The following is a 20,824-nucleotide window of genomic DNA, read 5'->3' as shown; positions in this document are numbered from 1 at the left end:
CGGAGCGTGCCGGCGGCGCGCGCTTATTTCAAATGCTGCTGAACGGCCTCAATCTTCTTCCTGCCGGCTTCGGTGATCTCTTTCATCTCCTCTTCGCTCGGGGCGCCTTCTGCCGCCTCGATCTCTTTTTCCAGTTTCGCCTTGAGTTTCGGGTTCGCAGCCAACTTTGCGTTAAATTCTTGCTGAATATTGTCGTATTCCTCGACGGGATTGGCGCGCATCTGGTCCGGGTTGGGGCCGCTGAGCATGAATTTCTTCATGAGCGCGCGCTTGTCCGCCTCGGAGTAGGCGTCAAGATCGGGCGCGCCGGTCTTCTGCTGGAAGGTCTCCAACCATTGATTGACGTCGCCGCGCCGATGGGCTTCGCTGCGGTTGCCGGCGGCGATCTGAGTCGCCAGCGCCGCGCCCTGAGCCGAACTCAGCCCCTTGATATTCTCGCGCGTCCTGCGGTCCTGCTCGATGGCCACCCGGTGGCTGTCGCAGATCATCTTATCGGAGACCGTCGTCTTCTCCTCGGTCGCCTCTAAGAGCGTCGTGCAGATCTGGTGGACCTCGGCCGCCTCTTTTTTATCCTCGGGGCTCAGGCAGCCCTGGTGCTGGTCGAATTTCCAATTCAAGAAGCGATTCGTGTCGGTTTCCCCGTCGGTTTTGGCGTAGGTGAGGCACGCCAACTTCAGGGCAAATGCCTGCATCTCGGGGCATTGCAGATCCACAAAACTCGCGACCTCGCGGAACTCACTCTCCGCGGTGCTCTCGCCGTAGCTCAGCGCGCCGAGGGCCGAGACGGTGTTATTATCGACCAATTTTTTGGTGTCGATCTGCCCGGCGAGGTCCTCACAACTCGGGGTAAGCGCGGTCAGGGTCATCGCGCAACATTGGCGCGTGTCGCCCTCCGGGGCGCGCAGCGCGCAGTCGAAAAGGTCGCCCTGCTTCAGCGAAACGTCGACGGGAAGCTCCGCGAGCATCTTCGCGTTCACGCACAGGTCGGCCTCCTCGTCCTGCTTCTCGGTCACGAGCGGTCGGTACCATTGAATCCGCAATTTGGTGGCGACGGCGTTGCGATTGGCACCCTCGGCTGCCGTGTTAAGGCAGGCCACGGCCAGCGGATGGCGGGTGCGCAGCGAGTCAACCAGCGCCTCGGTGCGCGACAGGTCCAACAAAATTCGGTGGCACGCCTTTTTGCTGACCTCGAGCACCGGATCGTCGAGCGCCGAGGTGAGGTTGACCACCATCTCTGGCGCCTGCTCCACCGCGTAACTTCGCACCTGCGGCTGGGCCCACAGGATCGGGATGCCCAGGCCGAAGATCGCCGCCGATAGGATGGTCAACAGTTGCACCCCGATGCGCCCCTTCCCCTGATTCGCCTCGGGGTAAATGAAGAGCGCGCCCAGGACGCTGACCGGCAGAATAAGCGCGGCGCCGATGATCGCAGGAAGCTTCGGGGCGATCCAAGAATCACCCACATAAAGCGCCAAAACCACGACGGCGGCGAGCGCAATGAGTCCCGCCGCAACACAAGGTTTGAGCTTCGATTTCAAGATAAAAACCGCATAATTGGTATGGAGTTGGGGAAGGATTCGTCCACAATAGTTTTAGCAAACACCAGATTTATAGACAAGGAGAGCGGCTAGAAAAAAGCCCGGAGCGCACCGGTTCGAGGGAACACGAGCACTCCGGGCGGCGCATGAGCGCGCGAAAGCCGGCCGACTTCGGCGACGCGCCTATTCGGCCGCGTCATCTGGCGGCGAAAATTGGTAGGCGATATGGGCCAACACGCTGAAGCCGCTCTTAGGCCCCCAGGTGGCGTTGGTCTGGTTGAGCAGGTTGTCGGCGTTGAGGCCGATGCGAAGCTGCGCCAGCGGCTTGAAGCTGATGCGCGCGCCGAGCATCGTAACCGTCGGGGCGGCGGGTTTTAGCGGCGGGGTCGTTAGCGCGCTGCGGGTGCGCAGGTAGGCCGAGGTTTCGATCTTCGTGTCGAGCCAATCGCGATTGACCTCGACCATCACCTGATGGCGGGTGCGCAGCGACAGGCGCTCGCCGGTCTCCATATCTTCGGCCAGCGGCAGCCAGCTATAGTTGGCGCGTGCCCCGATGCCCCACACAAGATCGCGCGACTCCACGCCGGCGTTGAGCCCGGCGGTCTGCGCGCGGTCGATATTCGCGTAGCGATATTGGGCGACCCTGCCCGGCGCGTCCTCGTCGAGCACATTCGTGATCAGGTCGCTGAGCTTATGATAAAAGCCGCCCAGGCTAAGCTGAATATTTTGGTCGCTGACCTTTGAGAAGTCGAAGACTAGCCCGGCGCGCCCCGACCAGAGGTCTTCGGGTTTAAGGTCGGGGTTGCCCATGATCTGGTAGCCAACCTCGGAGTGGTCGAAGAAGAGGTAGAGCTCCTCGGCGGTCGGCAGGCGGCGGGTGCGCGAGGCGGAGGCGCGCAGGACAAGCGGCGAGGCGACGCGCCACTGGGCGGCGAGGTCGGCCATCAGGCTGGGGTCGAATTCGCTGTGCAGCCCGGCCCACAGGCGCCCCGAAACCTCCAGATCGGAGGAGGCCATCCACCCATCGGAGAGCCCGATGCCGCCGTCAAAGCGGTCGGCGGCGGGCAACTCACCGGTCTCGCCGTCGCGGTTGACGCGCTCGAAGGCGCCGTAGGCCTCGACGCCCAGAAGATGGCGGCCGAAGAGGCGCTCGACGAGGACATCCTGGGTGAGGCGCAATTGGCCGGTGTCGGCCTTGAGGCGCTCATAGCCGCTGGAGAGCACGCGTTTGCTGAAGCGATGCTGGTAGATATCGGCCTGGGTCACGTGCGACAGCGTCGTGCCCGGGGCGAGCTGCCATTTGCCCTTGAGCCGCCCGGCGCCGCGGTCGGTGTCGACCAGATCGCGCATGACGCTAAAGGGCCCCCAGACGCCCTCGGTGTTGATGCGCTCGTAATTGAGCGAGAGCGCCAGGGAGTTGCGCTTGGAGCCGGTGGGCCGCCAGACCGAGTGCGCGCCGAATTGAAGTTGAGTCTGGTCGGCCGAGTCCACCGCGCCGTTGGCGTCGACGTCAACACCAACCCGCTGCTGGAACGCCCCGTTCACGCGAATAGTCGCCTTCTTTGCGCCGTAGCCAACCTCGGCGGCGAGGCTATTTTGCGAGGGGAACGGCGCGTCGGCGGCGTTCTCGTCGGGGTAAAAGTGTTGCGCGGGCAGCAGCGTCGCGCTGGCTTTGGCGGCGGCGGCCCACCCGAGCGGTTGCTGCGCGGGCGTGATCTCGACGACCACGCCGCTGGCCGGCCCGCTGCCCGGCGCGCCCAGCCCGCGCTGCACGGTGATGGAGTCGACGGTGGTGGTCGAAACCTGAATCGAATCGAGGTCGATCGATGGGCCGTCCGGGCCGCCCACCGGGCGGGTGACCGGCATGCCGTCCTGGACCACCTGAAGTTGGGCTGCGGGCAAGCCGTCGATGATCATCGCCGCCGCGCCGGTGTCGGTGTCCACCGACGAGGCCGAAGCCAACCAGCGCAGGGCTTCGGAGAGGCGGCGCACCTCGTGATTCTCGAGGTCGGATTTATCGATCGTCTCGCGCCCTGCCCGGACCTCCAGGGCGTCCCGGGGCGCCTCGCCCTCGGCGGGCGCCTCGACCTGGACCTCTTTGAGCGTAAAGGGTTCGTCGTCCGCATCAACCCCATCAATCTCAACGACCTCATCGTCGTCTTCGCCGCTGTCTTGCTCCTCCTCGGGCTCTTCGTCCTCAAACTCGGCGTCGGGATCGACGATGATCACCTGCGCATCACCAATCGCCGGGCATAACACGCTCAGCAAGGCGAAACTCGGCACACATAAAAGTGCGCAGAGTCCCGCCTTGCGGGCGAACCCGCGTGCGTTCGATGGCGTATTAGTAGATATCGTCATTATCCCAGAATTCCGGTGCAATCTCTTGAGACGCCTCGATCGAGTCGGCGCCGGTGGACCAGGCGAAGTGGCCGGGGGCCACGCGAATCACGGGGGTCCCACCAAAGGTGTCGACCGCGAGATCGTAGGTGTCGGATGCGGGCCACAACCCGCGATACGCCTGCGCAGAAACCTCGACGACCGCCGGGCCATCCTCGGCGCACAGGCTCAAAAGGGTGACACGGTTCGGCTCGAATTCGAGCGCGGCGCTCTTGGCGTCCGACGACAGCGGCAGCGTCTGGTCGCCCGGGCGCATGCGCAGCTTGACGCAATTGGCCGCAAAATTAAACGCGCGCTCCCCGGTCTTCTCCATCGTCCAGCCGATCATCTGCATCGCCGACGAGGCTTGCAGGAACGCGGGCGAAGCGTCGCCGACCTCTAGCCCGTCCACGATCGAACCGAGGATGGCGTCATCGCGGTGGGTCTTCGCGTCCTTATAGCGCGTCCATGCGCTGGCAACATCCACGGCGTCGACGCCGGCTTGCAGGGAGTCGAACTCGCCGCGCAGGATCTCAACGTCGTCGCCGTCCGAGAAGTGGCTGGCCACGTAGATCACGGGGTTGACGACCGCGAAGCCCGCCGGGGCGACCTGGCGATACTCGACGCGAAAGACCAGGTCGTGCTGGGCGGCGGCGCAGTCGGTCTCGACCGCGTCCCCAAGGTTTACGCACACCGGGTCTTCTTTCACATTCGAGGTCATCTCGAAGCGCCTTGCGTCCGCCTCGCCGATGACCTGGCGGGTCAGGCTAAAATGCCCGCTGTCGCCGCGCTCGTTATAATAGGAGTCCAGCTTAAAGAGCGTGGTCTTCTCCCCTTGCTCCAGCCGATAAACGCGCGCCCGGGGCAGCAGCGAGTGGGTCGTGCCGCTATAGGTGAACCAGGAGGCGCCGATGCCGTAGGGCTCGGCGATGAACTTCTCGGCGATGCTGCCCGCGTCATCGCCCGCCTCACCGGTGAATTTGTCTTCGTCGGAGAGGGTGGTCTCGATATCACAGGCCGCCACGGCTCCGGCGACCAGCAATACCGCGCAAACGCGCAGCATTTTAGGGACAATTAGCATGTCGGAAGGGGGGTGGGAGATATGTTTTCGCGCCGAGGTCAAAGACCCCGGCGCGTTTTTATAAGCGTCCTCTAAGCGACTCAGCGACCCATTTCAATCGGAGCCCACTGAACCTCATAGGCGCCGCTGTCATAGGTGTTGACGCCGAATTTATAGATGGCGTGGGACTCCATATTATAGAGCACCCAGGTGGTATTCTCGGGAACCGCGGTCGTGTGGGTGGACATATCGTAGTCGAACCAGACGCCGAACGCGGTGGTCAGGGTGCCCATGCCCTCGGTCAGGACTTCGCAATCATCGGCGATGAAGGTGTCGGTCTTCCAGCTCGTGTCCTGCGGCGAGGGGGGCGCGGCTTCGTCGAAGCCGGCGTCGACGCGCGCCACCATCCACCTGCTCGGGCCGGAGTCGCCGCTGTTGACGCGGATCATCGCGCGGTTAAAGGCGATATCCCAGGCGGTGTCCTCAAAGGCGTCGACGTCGGAGAGCTCCAACTTCTCGGCGGTGTCCAGGTCGACGTAGACATAAGAAGTGGTCGCCGCCTGGGCGGGGCCGCCGGAGGCCGCGTCGATGCTGGCCGACTGAAGGTCTGCGTCAGAGGCGAAGGTCACCTCGCCGGCGTTGACGCCCTCGTTTTTGGCGACTTGCTCGCGCGCAACCGCCGCGCGGTCGTCGCTTCCCGGCTCACAATTACCCGCCGTGACCGTGTCGTCTTCGACCGTGTCGTCTTCGACCGTGTCATCGCCGCCCAACGCGTCATTATGGTCGCCGGCGTCCGGCGTCTCGACGCCCGTATCCGTCTGGTTATTTTCGTTCGCGTCGTCGTCGGAGCAGGCGACGAAACCGACCAGGGAAAAAACAAGAAGCGTTCTCAACAAAAGACGTCCTAACTGCATGATATACCTTGGCTTAGTTTGAAATATCCTAACTGTATTTCAGTGATAAAAAGTTGATTCGGGGCTGGAAAGTTGCCGGGCGACGCGTGCTGCCCTGCCAACGCCGTGGTGCTACCTAAAACGAATCTGCGTGTCAACCTAGTTGATAATGATTTTCATTTGCAATTAGCCAGCTCGACTGCCTGACCCGCAAACCCCGCCGCGCGACAGGCGCCAGGGCTTGCGAACAACCTAAGCAACGGCGCGCGCGATTTGTTCCCGCGTTTTGGCTCCGAGCGCACCGCCCAAAGCAGGGCGCTGGCGAGCGCGTCTTGACCGTTCGCGATGCGCCCAACCCGCCCAGGTGCCCCCTATAAAGTATGTTCATCGATAAGAGAACCCACGTATTGAAGATATTGACACGACGCGGGCCGCGCCGCCCTTGTATTTGTTGGCGCGGGTGAAATAGGCTATGCGCAACAAACGTGTAGTATTTCTACTCGCACTGCCATTGCCTGACCGATCTATTATGACCCTACTTGACCACCTGAATCCGCCCCAAAAACTCGCCGCCGAGCACCGCGACGGGCCGCTGCTCATCCTCGCCGGCGCCGGCAGCGGGAAGACGCGGGTTATCACGTACCGCATCGCCAAGCTCATCATGGATTACGGGGTATATCCCGAGCAGATCCTGGCGCTGACCTTCACCAATAAGGCGGCCGGTGAGATGCGCGAGCGCGTCGACGCCATCCTCAGCGAGAACGGGCGCGAGACCGACGCGGCCGGGGTGACCATCGCGACCTTCCACTCCTTTTGCGCGCGCCTGTTGCGCCGAAACGCCGAGCTGCTGGGGCTGACGCCGAGCTTCACGATCTACGACTCTGACGACCAACTAAAGCTGATCAAGGCGGTCATGGAGCAGGTGGGGATGCCCAAGGATAATGGCGAGGCGAAGCGGCTGCGCGGGGCGATCGGGCAATTTAAGAACCAGGGGTGGACCCCGGCCCTGGCCCACGAGAACGCGTTTAACTCCTATGACGAAGAGGACGCGACCTTCTACGAGGCCTATCAAAAGGCGCTGGTCCAGGCGAATTGCGCCGACTTCGGCGACCTGATCCTGGGCGTCATCACGATCTTCAGGACCCACCCGCGCATCGCCGACAGCTATAGCCGCCACTGGCGCTACCAGATGGTCGACGAGTTCCAGGACACCAACCCGGCCCAATACGCCTTGCTCAAATTCCTGACGCGCACCCACGATAACCTGTGCGTGGTCGGCGACGACGACCAGGCGATCTACCGGTGGCGCGGCGCCACGGTGGCCAATATCATGGGCTTTGAGGAGGACTTCCCCGACGCGAAGATCATCAAGCTCGAGCAGAATTACCGCTCCACCGAGGTCATCCTCAAGGCCGCCAATGACGTGATTCAGCACAACCCGACGCGCCGCGACAAGACGCTGTGGACGGCGCGCGAGGGCGGCGATCTGGTGACCTGCTTCACCGCCCGCGACGACCGCGAAGAGGCGAGCTATGTGGCCCGCCAGATCCACGACCTGACGCGGCTGGGGGCGGATTGGGGGGACTTTGCGGTCTTCTATCGCACCAACGCCCAGAGCCGCCAGATCGAGGAGCAACTGCAGAACGGCGGCGTGCCCTACCAGGTGATCGGCGGCATGAGCTTCTATGAGCGCTCCGAGATCAAGGATATCCTCGGGTACCTCAAGGTCGCGCTCAACCCGGATAACCCGGTCGATTTTTTGCGCATCATCAACACCCCGTCGCGCGGCATCGGCAAGGTGAGCCTGGGCAAATTGGAGCGGGTCGCCGAGATTCGGGGCGTCGGCACCTTCTACCGCGCGCTGCGCTACGCCGCGGGCATGCTCGAGGCGGGCGCGCTGGGCGACACCCCGATCGTCCCGGAGCCCTTTGGCCCCGACGACGAAGAGGCGCTTGAGGCGCTGCAAAAACTCGGCGGGCGCAGCAAAAAAGGCATGATCGACGCCTGCGAGGTCGTGGTCGCCCTGCGCGACCAGATCGGCGCGGACGCCGCCGACGGAAATAGCCTGTCTCAGGTGGCGAATTTCCTGGTCGAGCGCATCCATTATATGGATTATCTGGACCGCGACGACCCGGAGCGCGCCGAAGACCGGCGAAATAACGTGGTCGAGTTGCTGCACGCGCTGGAGGAATTCGAGGAGGACTTCGACCCGGACCAACTTCTGAACGAAGACCTCCCCGGCCAGGGCGAAGACGACGAAGCCCCTGATTTTGATGGGGAATCCGAGCCCACGGTGGTCTCGCAGATCCTGCGCGCGTTCCTGGAGCGCTCGGCGCTGGTCCACGCCACCGACGGCATGGAAGAAGGCCGCACGACCACGCTGATGACGGTGCACGGGGCCAAGGGCCTGGAGTTTGACACGGTCTTTTTGGTCGGCATGGAGGACGAGCTCTTCCCGAGCCTGCGCGATATGTCCGATATCGAAGAGCTCCACGAGGAGCGCCGCCTGGCCTATGTCGCCATCACGCGCGCGCGCCACAAGCTCTATATCACCAACGCCCAATCGCGGCGCATCTACGGGCAGATCCGACAGACCGAGCCGAGTCGATTCTTGCGCGATATCGACCCCGAGCGCATCGAGATCGACCCGAAAAGCACCAGCCAGAGCATCGAATATGGCCACCGGGCGAGCGCCCCGAACCGCCGGCGCGTGCGCGACCGCGGCTATGACGAGTTCCAGCAGGCCAGCGACGCGAATTATTTTGGCGACGGCGTCGACCAGGACCTGTGGGAGTTCGACCAGTCGCCGCCGATGATCAAGGGAGAGGTTGGGCGCGCGGTGCAGCAGACCCTGGACGCCGCGCCGCCCGAGGGCGACTTCGACCCGTCCTTCTCCCAGCTCAGCCCTTGGGAAGACGACCTCAGCGCGGATTGGCAGCAGGAGAGCGACTTCGCCGCCAGCGGCCCCAGCGCGACCGACCCCGAGGGGCTCACCGGCAAGACCGTGTCCCACTCGCGCTTTGGCATCGGCAAGATCACCGGCGTGTCGGGCGACGGCCCCAAGGCCGTGCTGACCATCAATTTTCCCGGCCACGGCGCGCGCACGATCATCCGAAAATTCGTCAAAATTCTGGGCTAAGCCCCCCGCCCAAACCACAGGCTTTATGGTTTTCCACGGCCATCTGCTATATTTTGCGCCATTGAGCCGTTAACCATTGTTTTTTCGTATTTGCGCGCCCTGGAGAGACCCAATGAAGACGCTGGTGAATGCACTAAACTATCGACGACGCCGGTCACAGGCTCGTCCTCGCCTGGCCACCTCCCTGCTGGTATTTGGGGCGCTGCTAAGCCCACTGAGCGCGCAGGCTGACCCCGACTTCGACCCGGCGCAGCCGGAGCAGGCGCGGGTTTTATTGGGCGATTCGATCGGTGCGTTTGATCATGTCGGCGAGGAACTCCCGGCGGATATCATCCGGCACGCAACCGATATTCACCGCGCGCGAAAGCTCGCCCAGCGCCGCTATTATACCGCGACGCCCGGCGAGGGCGCGCTGTCGGGGCTGCGCCTTGGGATGAGCGCCGGGCACGGCATCCAGTGGAGCTCGAATGTGAACCGCTGGGCGTTCCAGCGCGGCATCAACGAGTATAGCTGGGGCGGGCTGCGCGAAGATATCCAGACCAACCAGATCATGATCGACTTTTTGCTCGATATGCTCGAGCGCGCCGGCGCCGAGACGGTGACGGTGCGCGAGCGTAATTACGGGCAAATCGCCAAGGTGATCGACAACGACGCGGGCTCTGGATACGCCGAGACCGGCAGCTGGCAGAGCGGCGGGGGCGACGGCTTCGGCGGCACGTACCGCTTCGCGACGCTCGACGGCGGCGACGCCAGCAACGCGGCGAGCGCGACCTGGACCTTCGAGGTCAGCGAAGATGGCGAATACCCGGTCTACGCGTATTTTCTTTCGAGCTCCAACCGCACCGACGCCGCGACCTATACGGTCTCGCACGTCGGCGGCCAGACCAGCCGCACGCTGAGCCAGGCCGACCTCCGGGTCGAGAGCTGGCCGACGGCCGACTACCCGAATAACCCGCCGGGCAGCAACGCCACGCGCGCGGCCAATGACCTGTGGCATTATATCGGCACCTTCCCCTTCAAGAAGGGCGTCTCCTACTCGGTAAAGTTGAAGAATAGTGGCTCAAGCACCGACAAGGTGGTGATCGCCGACGCGCTGCGCGTGGGCGCGGGTGAAGGATTTGTGAAGGGCGGCAACGGTCAGCCCTCGGGGCGGCCACGCTGGGAGGAAGCATCGACACCCTATCTTGAGTGGTTGGGCGTGCCGGATTGGATGAAAGTTGGCGACGTGTCGGGGCGACCGCTTTACGCCGTCTACCAGGGCGTCGACGCCTACCTCGCGCTGCACACCAACGCCGGCGGCGGCAGCGGGACCTCGACCTTCTCTTGGTATAGTGGCTCTTGGACGCGCATCTCAAACTGGCCGTCGGGCTGGGCAAATAATAATTTGCCGCCGGGCACCGTCGAATGGGGCGACTCAATTCACGCCGAAATCGTGCGCCAGATCAAGACGCGCTGGAAGTCCGATTGGATTGACCGCGGCCGGATCAGCTCGAATTTTGGCGAGCTACGCCCGTTTCGCCAGGGGTGGAAGAATGACCGGGATGCCGGGCGCTCCAACCCGCTGACCATCCCCGCGGCGCTGGTCGAGTTGGTCTTTCATGACTCGGACTCCGACGGGCGATATGTGCGCGAAATGGAGTTTCGCCATGACGTCGCCCGCGGCATGATGGCGGGGATCATCTATCATTTCAAAGGCGGCAACGCCCAACTTCCGCCGCTGGCCCCGAAGTCGGTCCGCGCGCGCGTCAACGGCGACACGCTCGAGGTGAATTGGAAGCCCAAAGCGGACACCATCTACACGAACTCCGACGCGGCGAGCTACCGGGTCTACACCTCCAAAGACGGGCTGCTCTTTGACCCGACGCCGCTCGAGGCCTCGGGGACCAGCGTGAGCCTGCCGCTGGACGGCTGCGAGCCGCTCTATGTTCGGGTCACGGCGGTGAACGCGGCCGGCGAGAGCCTGGACAGCCCGGTGGTCGGCGGCGCCCAGGCGTTTGAGAGCGGCGCGCGCGTGCTCTATGTCGACGGGGTTGAGCGCGAGTTAAAAGACGTCTATTCGCCGAATAACCCGCGCACTTACGCGCGCATTTATGGGCCGTCGATCCGCGAGGCGCGCGCGGGCGCGGGCTTTGATATGACCACCAAAGATGCCGCGGGTGACGCGATTACCGGGGCCGACTATGACGTGGTGGTCTGGGCGCTCGGCGAGACCAGCACCCGCAACGACACTTTCTCGTTGGCGGACCAGCAGGTCCTCAGCGAGGTGCTGGCGCGCGGGGGACGCGTGCTGGTTTCGGGCGCCGAGATTGGCTGGGACCTGGTCGAGAAGGGCAACGCGGCCGATAAGGCGTTTTTCAAGGACGCGCTGGGCGCAAGCTTCGTGTCTGACGACGCCGACACCACGACGGTGAACGCGAGCGCGCTGGGTCTGGGTTCGATGGAGTTTGGCGACTGCTCGGCCGACGCGGCCTGCATCCGCTGGCCCGACGTCCTGGCGGCCGAAGCTGGCGGCACGGTGCTGCTCTCGTACGCTGCGGGCGAGGCGGGCGTTGAGTCCGCCAATGGAAACTCGATCCTGGTGGGGTTCCCGCTGGAGACCATCGCCAACGCGGACAAACGTCAAGAGGTGATCAGCGCGCTGGTCGACCGACTTCTGAAAGACTCTGGAAATAGCGCCGGCCAATGTCCGGCCAGCGATCCGGGCGAGCCCGAAGATCCTGAGGATGCGGGTAACGGCGGCGACAGCGGCACCCCGGACGCAGGAGAGAGCGCCGATGGGGGCACCACGCCCGACACCTCGGATTCCAACGCGGACGCAGGTATGCTCCCCGACGGCGGAAGCGCGGGTGACACCGATCTTCAAAAACCCCGAAGTGCGACGGTCAACAGCGGGTGCGGCTGCGCCTCAACCGGCACAGGGCTGCCGGCCGAAGGCTTGATTCTCGGCGTCATCGCCGGACTCATTGGCCTTGTGCGCCGTCGCCCCCTGAAATCCCACCGGGATAATTAGGAAAGGTAGATTGCATCATTCGCAAGATGATTAGAACTTAACCCCATTTTGCACGGCTGCGATAGCCAAAAACGGCAAACGCCCCCCGAAATCATCAAAAAAGATTTCGCGGGGCGTTTTTGTCTTTAATACGAACTTTTAATTTTCTTGACACTGGATTTGTGCAACAAGACTAGATTGACAGGCGTTTAAATACCTTTTCGGGGATCGCCTTAATGATCCCCATCACGCCTCGCCAGAAATGCGGATAGTAGAGAACCTCCACCCCGGCCTGCTGCGCGCGCATAATCGCCTTGCCCACCGCGTCGGGCGACGCGATCGGAATCGGGGTCTCCATGCCGAAGGTCATACGCGTGTCGACGAACCCAAGCTTAGCCGTCATCACGTGCACCCCGTGCTCGCTCAGGCGGTTGCGTAGCCCCTGCAAATACAGGCTAAAGGCCCCCTTGGCGCTGCCATAAAAATAATTCGACTTTCGCCCGCGATCCCCGGCCACCGACGAGATCCCGATGATCGAGCCCTCGCCGCGCTCACTCATCCGGCTGGCGACCGCCTCGGCCAGCGAGGCCGCGCCGGTATAATTGATGTCGATCACGCGCTTTGCCTGGGCGAAGTCGCGCTCCGACTCCTCCTGGTCGCCCATATCGCCGAAGGCCAAAAGCACCACGTCGATGGCGCCGGCCTCGGCCTCGATATCGGCCACGAAATCGGCGTGACTCTCCGTATCCAGGGCGTCAAATTGCTTCGCCCAGGTGTCCACCTCAAAGCGAATCTGAATGTCGGCGGCCACCGCCTCGGCGGCCTCGATGTCGCGCGCTCCCAGCACAATTGGGTGCCCCGCGCCAGCGTATTGCTCGGCGACCGAACGCGCGATCGCCGAGGTGGCTCCAAGTATCAAAATAACCATTATCTATGCTCCAGCTCACAAAAGAATCGATTCGCCAAAAAGACTAATTTACGCTCAAACGACCGACCTAGCCCACCAGGCCAAGGCGTCGGCCCAGCTCCGATTGGAAGACCTGCTCGGGGTCCCACTCGTCGCGAACCGCCTTCCACTTCTCCCACTCGGGATACATCTTGCGGAAGTTCTCCCTGCTCAATCGCGCGTCTTTGCCCAGATAAATTCGCCCGCCCACGTCGACCACGATCTCGTCGAGGCGGTCGAGCATCTCGAGCAGGGGCGCGCCAAAATTCGGGAAGTCCAGCGCGAGCGTCACCCCCGGCTCCGGAAAGCTCAAGCCCCCGTGGGTTTGCTCGCCAAATTCCTTGATGATCGCCAGGAAGGAGGCCATCCCCGACTTCGACACGATCTCGAGAATCTCGCGGCACGCCTCCCGCTCCGGCACCACCATCTGATACTGCAAAAACCCGCGACTCCCGTAGGCATAATTCCAATTTTGCACCGCATCCAGCGGGAAAAAGAACGGCATATAATCGCTGACGACCTTCTGCACGCCCGCCGGGGTCTTGTGGAAATAGGCCTCATTAAACGCGCGAATCGTCGCCTTATTGAGCAGCAAATTCGACTCAAAGAGCCGCCCGTCCACATGCTTTTGCGCAAAGCCCGCCAGCTCATCCATCACCGAGGAGCCCGCGTCGACGCCCTGGCGCGCGTGCCCGCCGCGCATAAAGATCCCGCGCCCCATCGTCGGCCCGGACTGCACGCAATCGATCCAGGACACCGTGTGGCTATAGTCGGCGCTCTCCTTGCTGACCTCAAAGAACTCGTCCAGGTTATTGACCCGCACCGTCTCCATCTCGATGGAGGCGTTGGCCACAGGGTACAGCTGAACTTCCATGCTCAGGATGATCCCGGTGAGCCCGAGCCCGCCGGTGGTCGCCCAGAAGAGCTCGGGATTGGTCTGCGCGTCGCAGAACACGATCTCCCCGCTGCCCAGCAGCACCTCCACCCGGCGCACATGGTCCCCCCAGCACCCTTCGAGGTGGTGGTTTTTGCCATGAATATTATTGCATAGCGCCCCGCCCACCGTCACAAATTGGGTCCCGGGGACCACCGGCGGGAAGAACCCGCGCGGCAAAAAGACGTCGATGATATCGACCAGCGACACCCCCGCCTCGCAGCGCAGCCAGCCCGTCTCGGGGTCAAACGCCAACATCCGGTTGAGTCGACTGGTCAGGATTTGGCGCCCTTCGCGAAGAAGCGGCGCGTCGCCGTAGCTTCGCCCCAACCCATAGGCCAGCACCGGCGCTGCGCCGCGCTCCTGAAACGCGCGCAATAACTCGGTGCGCCGCTCCGGCCGCGCGCATTCGGTCTCCACCCGCGGAAACCGTCCCCAACCCTGAAGTGTCTTTTTTGCCCAGGCAGTTGAACCCATCACATCTTCCTATGCTCGACGCACTATTGAATGAACGAATAATCGACGCGCAAAAATGCACCCTCGCGCCGGCGGGGAATCTATCGGGAATGCGCGCATAGGTACAGCAAAGCCTGAGATTTTCCGGCGCGCGTCTTCAAAAGCAGGCCACAACCCGGCGACAGAGTGCGCCGCGCGCCCGGGGACGCGCCGCCGCGAGAAGAAATGCCTACTTTCTGGTATGCAGAGCGCCCGCGCGCCTGTAATATGAGTACCTTCTAGACACCCTCGCACACCCCCGGAGCAAGCAATGTCCTGCTATGAAAGTATATTCCGAGACGCCCTCTTCGCCGGCCAGGTCGGCCTGGTAACCGGCGGCGGCAGCGGGATCGGCCGGTGCATCGCCCATGAGATGGCGCGCCTGGGCGCGCATGTCGTGCTGGTCGGGCGCACCGTCGAGAAGCTCGAGCGCGTGGCCGCCGAGATCGCGGAGGACGGCGGCTCGGCGAGCTGGTGGGCCTGCGATATCCGCGATGAAGCCGGGGTCAAGGCGATGGTCGCCGAGATCGTCGCCGCCCACGGCCGCGTCGACATGCTGGTCAATAATGCGGGCGGGCAATACCCCTCGCCGCTGGCGCATCTGTCAAAAAAGGGCTGGGAGGCCGTGGTCGCGACCAACCTGACCGGCGGCTTTTTGATGGCCCGCGAGGTCTTCGAGCAGTCGATGCAGACCTTTTCGCGCCGGGAGCACCGCGCACAGGGGCGCCCGGGCCCGGCGATCGTCAATATCATCGCCGATATGTGGCGCGGCATGCCGGGCATGGCGCATTCGGGGGCGGCGCGCGCCGGCATGCAAAACCTGACGATGACCGCGGCGGTCGAGTGGGCCCGCTTCGGCATCCGCGTCAACGCGGTCGCGCCCGGCTGGATCGCGTCGGCGGGGATGGAGACCTATGACGAGCCGATGAAGACCACCATCACCCACCTGCACAAATCGGTGCCGCTCAAACGCCTGGGCACCGAGTCCGAGGTCAGCGCCGCGGTGTGTTTTCTGCTCTCGCCGGCGGCCGCGTTTATGACCGGTCAGACCCTGAGCGTCGACGGCGGCGCGCCGCTCTACCCAAACCAATTCCCTATCCCCGCCCACTCAAATTCACTGGCCTTTAATGGCTTTCACCGCGCCACGACGCCCGCGTTTTTGAGCGCCCACCTGCAAAGCCCCGAAGACGCCGACCAGACTTGAAGTCACGGGTTTCGCGCGAAGCGATGATATCGTGATTATATTCTCAAAGGAGGACAGCAGCGTCCCATACGCGCGACCCCACTCGTACGATCTTTGCAGGGTATTAAACATGCCAGATACGACTAACCACTCGAGCGAGCAGCCACCGCGCGTTCTCGTCGTCGATGACAATAGCGACATCGCCGACGCCCTGGGTTCGTTGCTCGAATTGCACGGGTGTGAGGTTCGGGTGGCCCACAGCGGAGAGGCCGGCGTGGAGATCGCGGCGACGTTCAAACCCAGGCTGATCTTTATGGACCTGGGATTGCCGGGGATGAGCGGCTATCAGGCCGCCCGTGAGATCCTCAACACCCACCCCGACTGGCCGCTGAGGCTGGTGGCGCTGACCGGCTATGGTGAGAGCGTGGTGCAGAAGAAGGTGGCCGCCGCCGGCTTTGACACCTACCTGCTCAAGCCGGCGAGGATGGCGCAGATTCAGGAGATCCTCGACACGATTTAACAGCGGCGGCGACAGACTCCGAGGCGGATTCCCGCCTCGCGCGCCCCCGCATCATTTGTTGATATAATCCATGACATAATGCGATTTCCCCGAGACCTGGGCCTTCGCGCCCCCGATCACCATCTCCAAAGTATAGTCGCAGCTGACGTCGTATCGGTACGGATTACTCACCGCCGAGGCGACCACTTTGGCCGCCGTGCCGTAGCTGGCGAGCAGGTCGGTGCGCTTGAATTTGGACCCGTCCATCACCAACTTAATGGAGTCTTTTCCGGACTTGGCGTCGATCTGAATGGCCATCGGGAATTCATAGCCGCTCTTGGGGTCTTTGCGCATCTTCGCGAAGCGAATCTGGGCGTCGGCGTCCGAGAAGACAATCTTGTCTTTATAGCCGACCATCACCCAGGTGAAGGTCTGGCCGCCGTAATTCGGGTGCAATTTGATCTCGCGCCACATCACGGAGACGTCGTCCTTCGTGGTGCGCAGGCGCGAGAATCGGTGCGCGAAGTCGAAGGGCGCGATGTCGGTGGCGACGTGGTCGGCGTAGCCGCTCTGAGTGCCCTTCACGTTGATCTTTTTGCCGCCAATGGTCACATGCCCCTTCACGTTGGCGCGCGGGGCCAGGATATTAAATTTATAATACCCGTCCTTGACCCGAATCTCGCCGTTGCCCGGCTGCCACATCGGCGTGGTGTTGGTGAAGGTAAGGCTAAAACTGATATCCTCGCCCTTATGGGTCACCAGGAAGCTATTTTTGCCCCGCGCGTGCACGCTCGTATCGGCGATATTCATCGCAAATTGCTTCGTCGAATATTGCCACTCGCCCTCGCCGAGCTCTTTCTTAAACCGATAATTCTTATGCTTTGGCAGGTTCACGCGCACATCCGCGCCGCCTTTGCCGTTGCCCCACCCCAGGTTTGAGATGGTCCAATCCACGCCAATATGCCCACCGCCATCGAGGTCCACGGCGAACCCGTAGCGCTCGGTATAGGCCATATTGCTGCTCATCTTCGGGACCAAATCCGACGTGCTGGGCGCGGATTTTTTGCCCCCATGCGCCCAGCCCCTTGTCTGAGCATGCGCCGAGGACACGCCCGCCAGCGCGGCGAAGAGCAGCAGCGAGGCCGCGAAAGTTGCAAACTTCTGGATTGGTTTTTTCATTATCATGGACCCGTAGAGGCGCGAATTTATAAGCATTTTAGTCGACTTCTGCGACACAATGGTAGACGCGTTGTAGCTATGGTTATTCAATCAACCACCATATGCCCAACGCTTCTGGCGTACAATCACCGCTGAACTACCCGGTTTCGGGTGCGCATAAAACCCCTAACTTCCGGTGTTTGTTCCAAAACCCGCCGGGCCGCGCATGCCTCGCGGGTTGCGCCGGCGCTCCAATGCCCATAACTTATGGGATGTCAGGGTTGGATCCTCGGGCCTCGCGTCGGACTTACGCCAGATATGAGGCTCAAAATATCTCCGATAGATGCTCGCTACCACGCGCAGCATCGGCAATCGTAAAGGCAATATTATGCATAAAATATCAAAATACCGGCTGCTCATGCTCTGTGGATTTCTGGCCTTCGGTTTGGCGGTATCCGCCTGTGATGGCGACAACTCGAAGGTGGACTCCGGCGGCGACAAAGCAGACGTCGCCGACACCCAAAAAGACGAAGACACGACCTCGACCAACCCGGACAAGGATGCCGGGCCCGATATCACCGAGGAGCCCGACGCCACGATCACCCCGGGCTTTATGAACGGCGCGTGGAAGCTCACCGACACCTCCGACGACGCGGTCATCGCCTATTTCGACCTGACCCACCTCGAGGGAAACACCGACGTAAAGGGCGGATTCCTCACCGGCGCCGGCCTCTATGACGGGCTGCTCGAAGGCGGCGTGGGGGTCCTGGCCGAGTCGAGCTACGAGGGAAGCACGCTCAAGATCCAATGGAACCCGACCACCCAGGATGTCGAGATGTTGACGCTCAACGCGACCCAGGTCGACGAGGATACCTTCAGCGGCACAGTCACTGCAGTGCAAAATGTGGACCTCGACCTGCCGGTCAAGCTGGTCCGCGAATCCCAAGCCCCCGGAAACTAAGCGCATTTGAAACGCTCGAAAGCCCCGTGGCCTGTGGCCTCGGGGCTTTTTTCGTAGAGGCTTGCGCCCAATCCTGCCCTTGGGTAGCTTCTCGCCATATTACGCGCGTAAAATAGGCAAGTTGCTGCTCAGAATATCTTCATCATAGGCGACGCGATGGCGGTTCCGAATCGATATATATGGCACCAGGCCCCGGTGATCGCGGGCTTGCTTAAGACCGCAGCCCGCGCGCTCAAGCAGCGCCTGCCGGGCTCCGACTTTCGCGCCGGCCAGAACCCGCCGCTGCTGCCCGGACCGGTGCTGCGACACACCGTCAAGGCGCTGCCCAGCGAGGTCGTGGCCAGCTATATCGCGCATATGGGCGCGGACGGGGCGGATTATCGCCGTATTTTGCCGCCCCACCTCTTGCCCCAATGGGCGCTCCCGCTGGCGATGGAGACGCTGGCCGAGATCCCCTACCCGCTGATGCGCATCGTCAACGGCGGGTGCCGCCTGGAGATCAACGCCGCGCTGCCGGCGAATAAGCCGCTGGACGTGAGCGCCCAACTTCTGGACATCGACGACAACGGGCGGCGCGCCGTGATGCACACCAAAGTTGTCACCGGCACCGCCACAGCGCCCGAGGCGCTCGTCGGGCATTTTTATTGGATCGTCGCCGGGGCAAAATCCTCCGGCGACACACGCCCAACCCAGAAACAATCGATCCCCGACCAGGCACGCGAGCTTGAGCGCTGGTACCTGCCGAAAGACTCCGGCCTGAACTTCGCCCGCCTCACCGGAGACTTTAACCCCATCCATTGGCTCGCCCCGCACGCGCGGGCGTTTGGCTTCGACAATGTCATCCTCCACGGATTCGAGGCCCAGGGCCGGGCTTTCGAAGCGCTCTCCCGAGAGTTAGCCAAAACCAACGAGCGCCTCGCCGTGCTCGACCTTCGCTTCACCCGACCGCTGACGCTGCCAGCCGAAGTCGGTCTTTATATCGACAGCGATAGCGTCTATCTCGGCCGAGCCCCCGGCGCCCGTGCCTATTTGGTCGGGACATTTGAGCGTGCCGCGCGCGAGCAGGGCGCCTAGGCCAAATGAATGGCTTCGGATTAAACGATAATTTAGAAATTCTTATAGCTTCGATACCTATTTATTTTTTGCATCTCGATTTCAAGGACACGACCCATGAGCGATTACCTCGTTGAACTCGCAAAGAACGCGACCGCGCGCAAAGTCATCAAAAACCTCGGCCTCCCCGTGCCCATGCCGCAGGAGCTTCAGCGCAGCGATAAGCCTCGCCAGACCCGCCCGTTGGTCGGCCAGAGCGTTGGTTTTTGGACCGGCGATGGCGCGGGCAAAATGGCCCAGGCCATCGGCGCGACGCTTCGGGGCGCGGGCGCTCAGATCTACGCCCCTGCGGGCAGCGAGATCGACGAGTCGATGCCGCTGGAGGCCGACCCGAGCATGGAATTTTCGGCGCTCGTGTTCGACGCGACCTCGCTGACGACGCCCGAGGAGTTGCGCGAACTCTACGACTTCTTCCACCCGCGCGTTGGGCTAATTCGGCGCGGCGGACGCGTCGTGATCATCGGCCGGCCGGCCGAAACCCAGAAAGACGCCGCGGCCAACGCTACCCAGGCCTCGCTTGAGGGCTTTATGCGCAGCCTCGCCAAAGAGGTCGCCAAAGACGGCATCACCGCGAACCTGCTCTATGTCGACGACGAGGCCGAGGAAGCGGTCAGCAGCCCCTTGCGCTTCTTGCTCTCCAAGCGCTCGGCCTATGTCGACGGGCAATCCATGCGCGTGAGCAAACCCTACGGCAAGGGCGAAATGTTGGAAGAGAATTGGGTCGGCTCGCTGGCGGGGAAGGTCGCGGTGGTCACCGGCGCCGCGCGCGGGCTCGGGCGCGCCACCGTCCTGGCCCTGGCGGCCGAAGGCGCGCGCGTGGTCTGCGTCGACCTGCCCGGCGACCAGGAGGCGACCGAAGCCCTGGCCAGCGAAGTCAACGGCGGCGTGTTCCTGGCCGACGTCAGCGCCGCGGACACCCCGGAGCGGCTGTCGCGCGAGCTCAAAGAGAATTACGGCGGCGTCGACATCATCGTGCACAACGCCGGCATCACCCGCGATAAGACGCTCAAGCGCATGAAGCCCGCGGCCTGGGATTCCACCCTCGACATCAACCTGGGCGCCATCGAGCGCATCACGCGCCGATTGGCCGACGATAAGACGCTCAACACCGGCGGGCGCATCATCTGCCTGTCGTCGATCGCCGGCGTCGCGGGCAACCTCGGCCAGACCAATTACGCGACCTCCAAAGCCGGCGTCATGGGCCTGGTGGAGCATTGGTCGCGCGAATTCGCGCGCCGCAAGATCACCGCCAACGCCATCGCGCCGGGCTTTATCGAAACCCGCATGACCGACGCGATGCCCGTGGCGATTCGCGAGGCCGCCCGCCGGCTCAATAACCTGCGCCAGGGCGGCCAACCGACCGACATCGCCCAGACCGTCGCGTTCCTCGCGATGCCGCAATCCCAGGGCGTCAACGCCCAGGTATTGCGCGTCTGCGGCGGCACATTGATCGGCCGCTAATCAAGCGGGCGATGCAAATCGCCCGTAAAACCGAGACTTTGCTGTGAGTCGGGACCTGCCGAAGCGCCGCGCCCCGAAG

Annotated in this window: 14 protein-coding genes; 7 read left to right on the top strand and 7 right to left on the bottom strand. The window is 62.9% G+C overall.

Annotated features, from left to right (window positions below; all coding sequences use genetic code 11):
- Positions 1-23: 23 nt before the first annotated feature.
- The 4 genes from DN745_RS18660 to DN745_RS18645 all read right to left on the bottom strand — a co-directional run bounded on the left by DN745_RS18660 (position 24) and on the right by DN745_RS18645 (position 5,867).
- Positions 24-1,463, bottom strand: a complete 1,440-nt coding sequence (locus tag DN745_RS18660; RefSeq protein ID WP_133621958.1) for a hypothetical protein — start codon at positions 1,461-1,463, stop codon at positions 24-26.
- Positions 1,464-1,721: 258 nt separating this feature from the next.
- Positions 1,722-3,896 carry a TonB-dependent receptor plug domain-containing protein gene (locus DN745_RS18655; RefSeq protein ID WP_111337339.1) on the bottom strand — a complete coding sequence of 725 codons (2,175 nt, stop codon included), beginning with the start codon at positions 3,894-3,896 and terminating at the stop codon, positions 1,722-1,724.
- Complete coding sequence (locus tag DN745_RS18650) at positions 3,880-4,977, bottom strand: hypothetical protein (protein ID WP_111337337.1); 1,098 nt, start codon at positions 4,975-4,977, stop codon at positions 3,880-3,882. The genes DN745_RS18655 and DN745_RS18650 overlap by 17 nt, the downstream gene beginning before the upstream one ends.
- A gap of 98 nt (positions 4,978-5,075) precedes the next feature.
- Positions 5,076-5,867 carry an HmuY family protein gene (locus DN745_RS18645; RefSeq protein WP_162687787.1) on the bottom strand — a complete coding sequence of 264 codons (792 nt, stop codon included), beginning with the start codon at positions 5,865-5,867 and terminating at the stop codon, positions 5,076-5,078.
- Between the two features lie 529 nt (positions 5,868-6,396).
- On the opposite strand from DN745_RS18645, the gene DN745_RS18640 reads away from it, so the two are divergent.
- Both DN745_RS18640 and DN745_RS18635 read left to right on the top strand, forming a co-directional pair.
- On the top strand, positions 6,397-9,006 hold the full coding sequence (locus DN745_RS18640; protein WP_162687786.1) for an ATP-dependent helicase: 2,610 nt from the start codon (positions 6,397-6,399) through the stop codon (positions 9,004-9,006).
- 112 nt (positions 9,007-9,118) lie between these two features.
- Positions 9,119-12,016: a golvesin C-terminal-like domain-containing protein gene (locus DN745_RS18635; protein ID WP_111337330.1), complete on the top strand. Its 2,898-nt coding sequence runs from the start codon at positions 9,119-9,121 to the stop codon at positions 12,014-12,016.
- A 172-nt stretch (positions 12,017-12,188) separates the two neighbouring features.
- Here the strand turns inward: DN745_RS18635 and DN745_RS18630 are convergent, their stop codons facing one another.
- Positions 12,189-12,923 carry an SDR family oxidoreductase gene (locus tag DN745_RS18630; protein WP_111337328.1) on the bottom strand — a complete coding sequence of 245 codons (735 nt, stop codon included), beginning with the start codon at positions 12,921-12,923 and terminating at the stop codon, positions 12,189-12,191.
- Between the two features lie 67 nt (positions 12,924-12,990).
- Entirely contained in the window at positions 12,991-14,352 is a 1,362-nt protein-coding gene (locus DN745_RS18625; RefSeq protein WP_111337326.1) for an FAD-binding oxidoreductase, read from the bottom strand.
- A gap of 289 nt (positions 14,353-14,641) precedes the next feature.
- Here DN745_RS18625 and DN745_RS18620 point away from each other — a divergent pair, with 289 nt between their 5' ends.
- Positions 14,642-15,574 (top strand): SDR family oxidoreductase, encoded by a 933-nt coding sequence (locus DN745_RS18620; RefSeq protein WP_111337324.1) that lies wholly within the window; start codon positions 14,642-14,644, stop codon positions 15,572-15,574.
- Positions 15,575-15,683: 109 nt separating this feature from the next.
- Entirely contained in the window at positions 15,684-16,073 is a 390-nt protein-coding gene (locus tag DN745_RS18615; RefSeq protein ID WP_111337322.1) for a response regulator, read from the top strand.
- A gap of 51 nt (positions 16,074-16,124) precedes the next feature.
- Here the strand turns inward: DN745_RS18615 and DN745_RS18610 are convergent, their stop codons facing one another.
- Entirely contained in the window at positions 16,125-17,231 is a 1,107-nt protein-coding gene (locus DN745_RS18610; RefSeq protein ID WP_162687785.1) for a hypothetical protein, read from the bottom strand.
- 367 nt (positions 17,232-17,598) lie between these two features.
- Here DN745_RS18610 and DN745_RS18605 point away from each other — a divergent pair, with 367 nt between their 5' ends.
- From DN745_RS18605 to DN745_RS18595, 3 genes are all read left to right on the top strand, one after another.
- On the top strand, positions 17,599-18,171 hold the full coding sequence (locus tag DN745_RS18605) for a hypothetical protein (RefSeq protein WP_133621957.1): 573 nt from the start codon (positions 17,599-17,601) through the stop codon (positions 18,169-18,171).
- 156 nt (positions 18,172-18,327) lie between these two features.
- The gene (locus DN745_RS18600; RefSeq protein ID WP_111337313.1) at positions 18,328-19,245 is read left to right on the top strand and encodes a MaoC/PaaZ C-terminal domain-containing protein; all 918 of its coding nucleotides are present in this window, start codon (positions 18,328-18,330) and stop codon (positions 19,243-19,245) included.
- Positions 19,246-19,341: 96 nt separating this feature from the next.
- Positions 19,342-20,745 carry a 3-oxoacyl-ACP reductase gene (locus DN745_RS18595; protein ID WP_111337310.1) on the top strand — a complete coding sequence of 468 codons (1,404 nt, stop codon included), beginning with the start codon at positions 19,342-19,344 and terminating at the stop codon, positions 20,743-20,745.
- The last annotated feature ends 79 nt before the right edge of the window (positions 20,746-20,824 follow it).

It is taken from the genome of Bradymonas sediminis, assembly GCF_003258315.1.
In the GTDB taxonomy this organism is placed as follows: domain Bacteria; phylum Myxococcota_A; class Bradymonadia; order Bradymonadales; family Bradymonadaceae; genus Bradymonas; species Bradymonas sediminis.
Note: the sequence above shows the minus strand (reverse complement) of the source record. Positions and strands in the feature narration are given on the sequence as shown.

Bases quoted from the DNA above. Each gene is read 5' to 3' on its own strand.
- DN745_RS18655 (WP_111337339.1), bottom strand. From the start codon at position 3,896: ATGACGATATCTACTAATACGCCATCGAACGCACGCGGGTTCGCCCGC.
- DN745_RS18650 (WP_111337337.1), bottom strand. From the start codon at position 4,977: ATGCTGCGCGTTTGCGCGGTATTGCTGGTCGCCGGAGCCGTGGCGGCC.
- DN745_RS18640 (WP_162687786.1), top strand. From the start codon at position 6,397: ATGACCCTACTTGACCACCTGAATCCGCCCCAAAAACTCGCCGCCGAG.
- DN745_RS18635 (WP_111337330.1), top strand. From the start codon at position 9,119: ATGAAGACGCTGGTGAATGCACTAAACTATCGACGACGCCGGTCACAG.
- DN745_RS18630 (WP_111337328.1), bottom strand. From the start codon at position 12,923: ATGGTTATTTTGATACTTGGAGCCACCTCGGCGATCGCGCGTTCGGTC.
- DN745_RS18625 (WP_111337326.1), bottom strand. From the start codon at position 14,352: ATGGGTTCAACTGCCTGGGCAAAAAAGACACTTCAGGGTTGGGGACGG.
- DN745_RS18620 (WP_111337324.1), top strand. From the start codon at position 14,642: ATGTCCTGCTATGAAAGTATATTCCGAGACGCCCTCTTCGCCGGCCAG.
- DN745_RS18615 (WP_111337322.1), top strand. From the start codon at position 15,684: ATGCCAGATACGACTAACCACTCGAGCGAGCAGCCACCGCGCGTTCTC.
- DN745_RS18610 (WP_162687785.1), bottom strand. From the start codon at position 17,231: ATGAAAAAACCAATCCAGAAGTTTGCAACTTTCGCGGCCTCGCTGCTG.
- DN745_RS18605 (WP_133621957.1), top strand. From the start codon at position 17,599: ATGCATAAAATATCAAAATACCGGCTGCTCATGCTCTGTGGATTTCTG.
- DN745_RS18600 (WP_111337313.1), top strand. From the start codon at position 18,328: ATGGCGGTTCCGAATCGATATATATGGCACCAGGCCCCGGTGATCGCG.
- DN745_RS18595 (WP_111337310.1), top strand. From the start codon at position 19,342: ATGAGCGATTACCTCGTTGAACTCGCAAAGAACGCGACCGCGCGCAAA.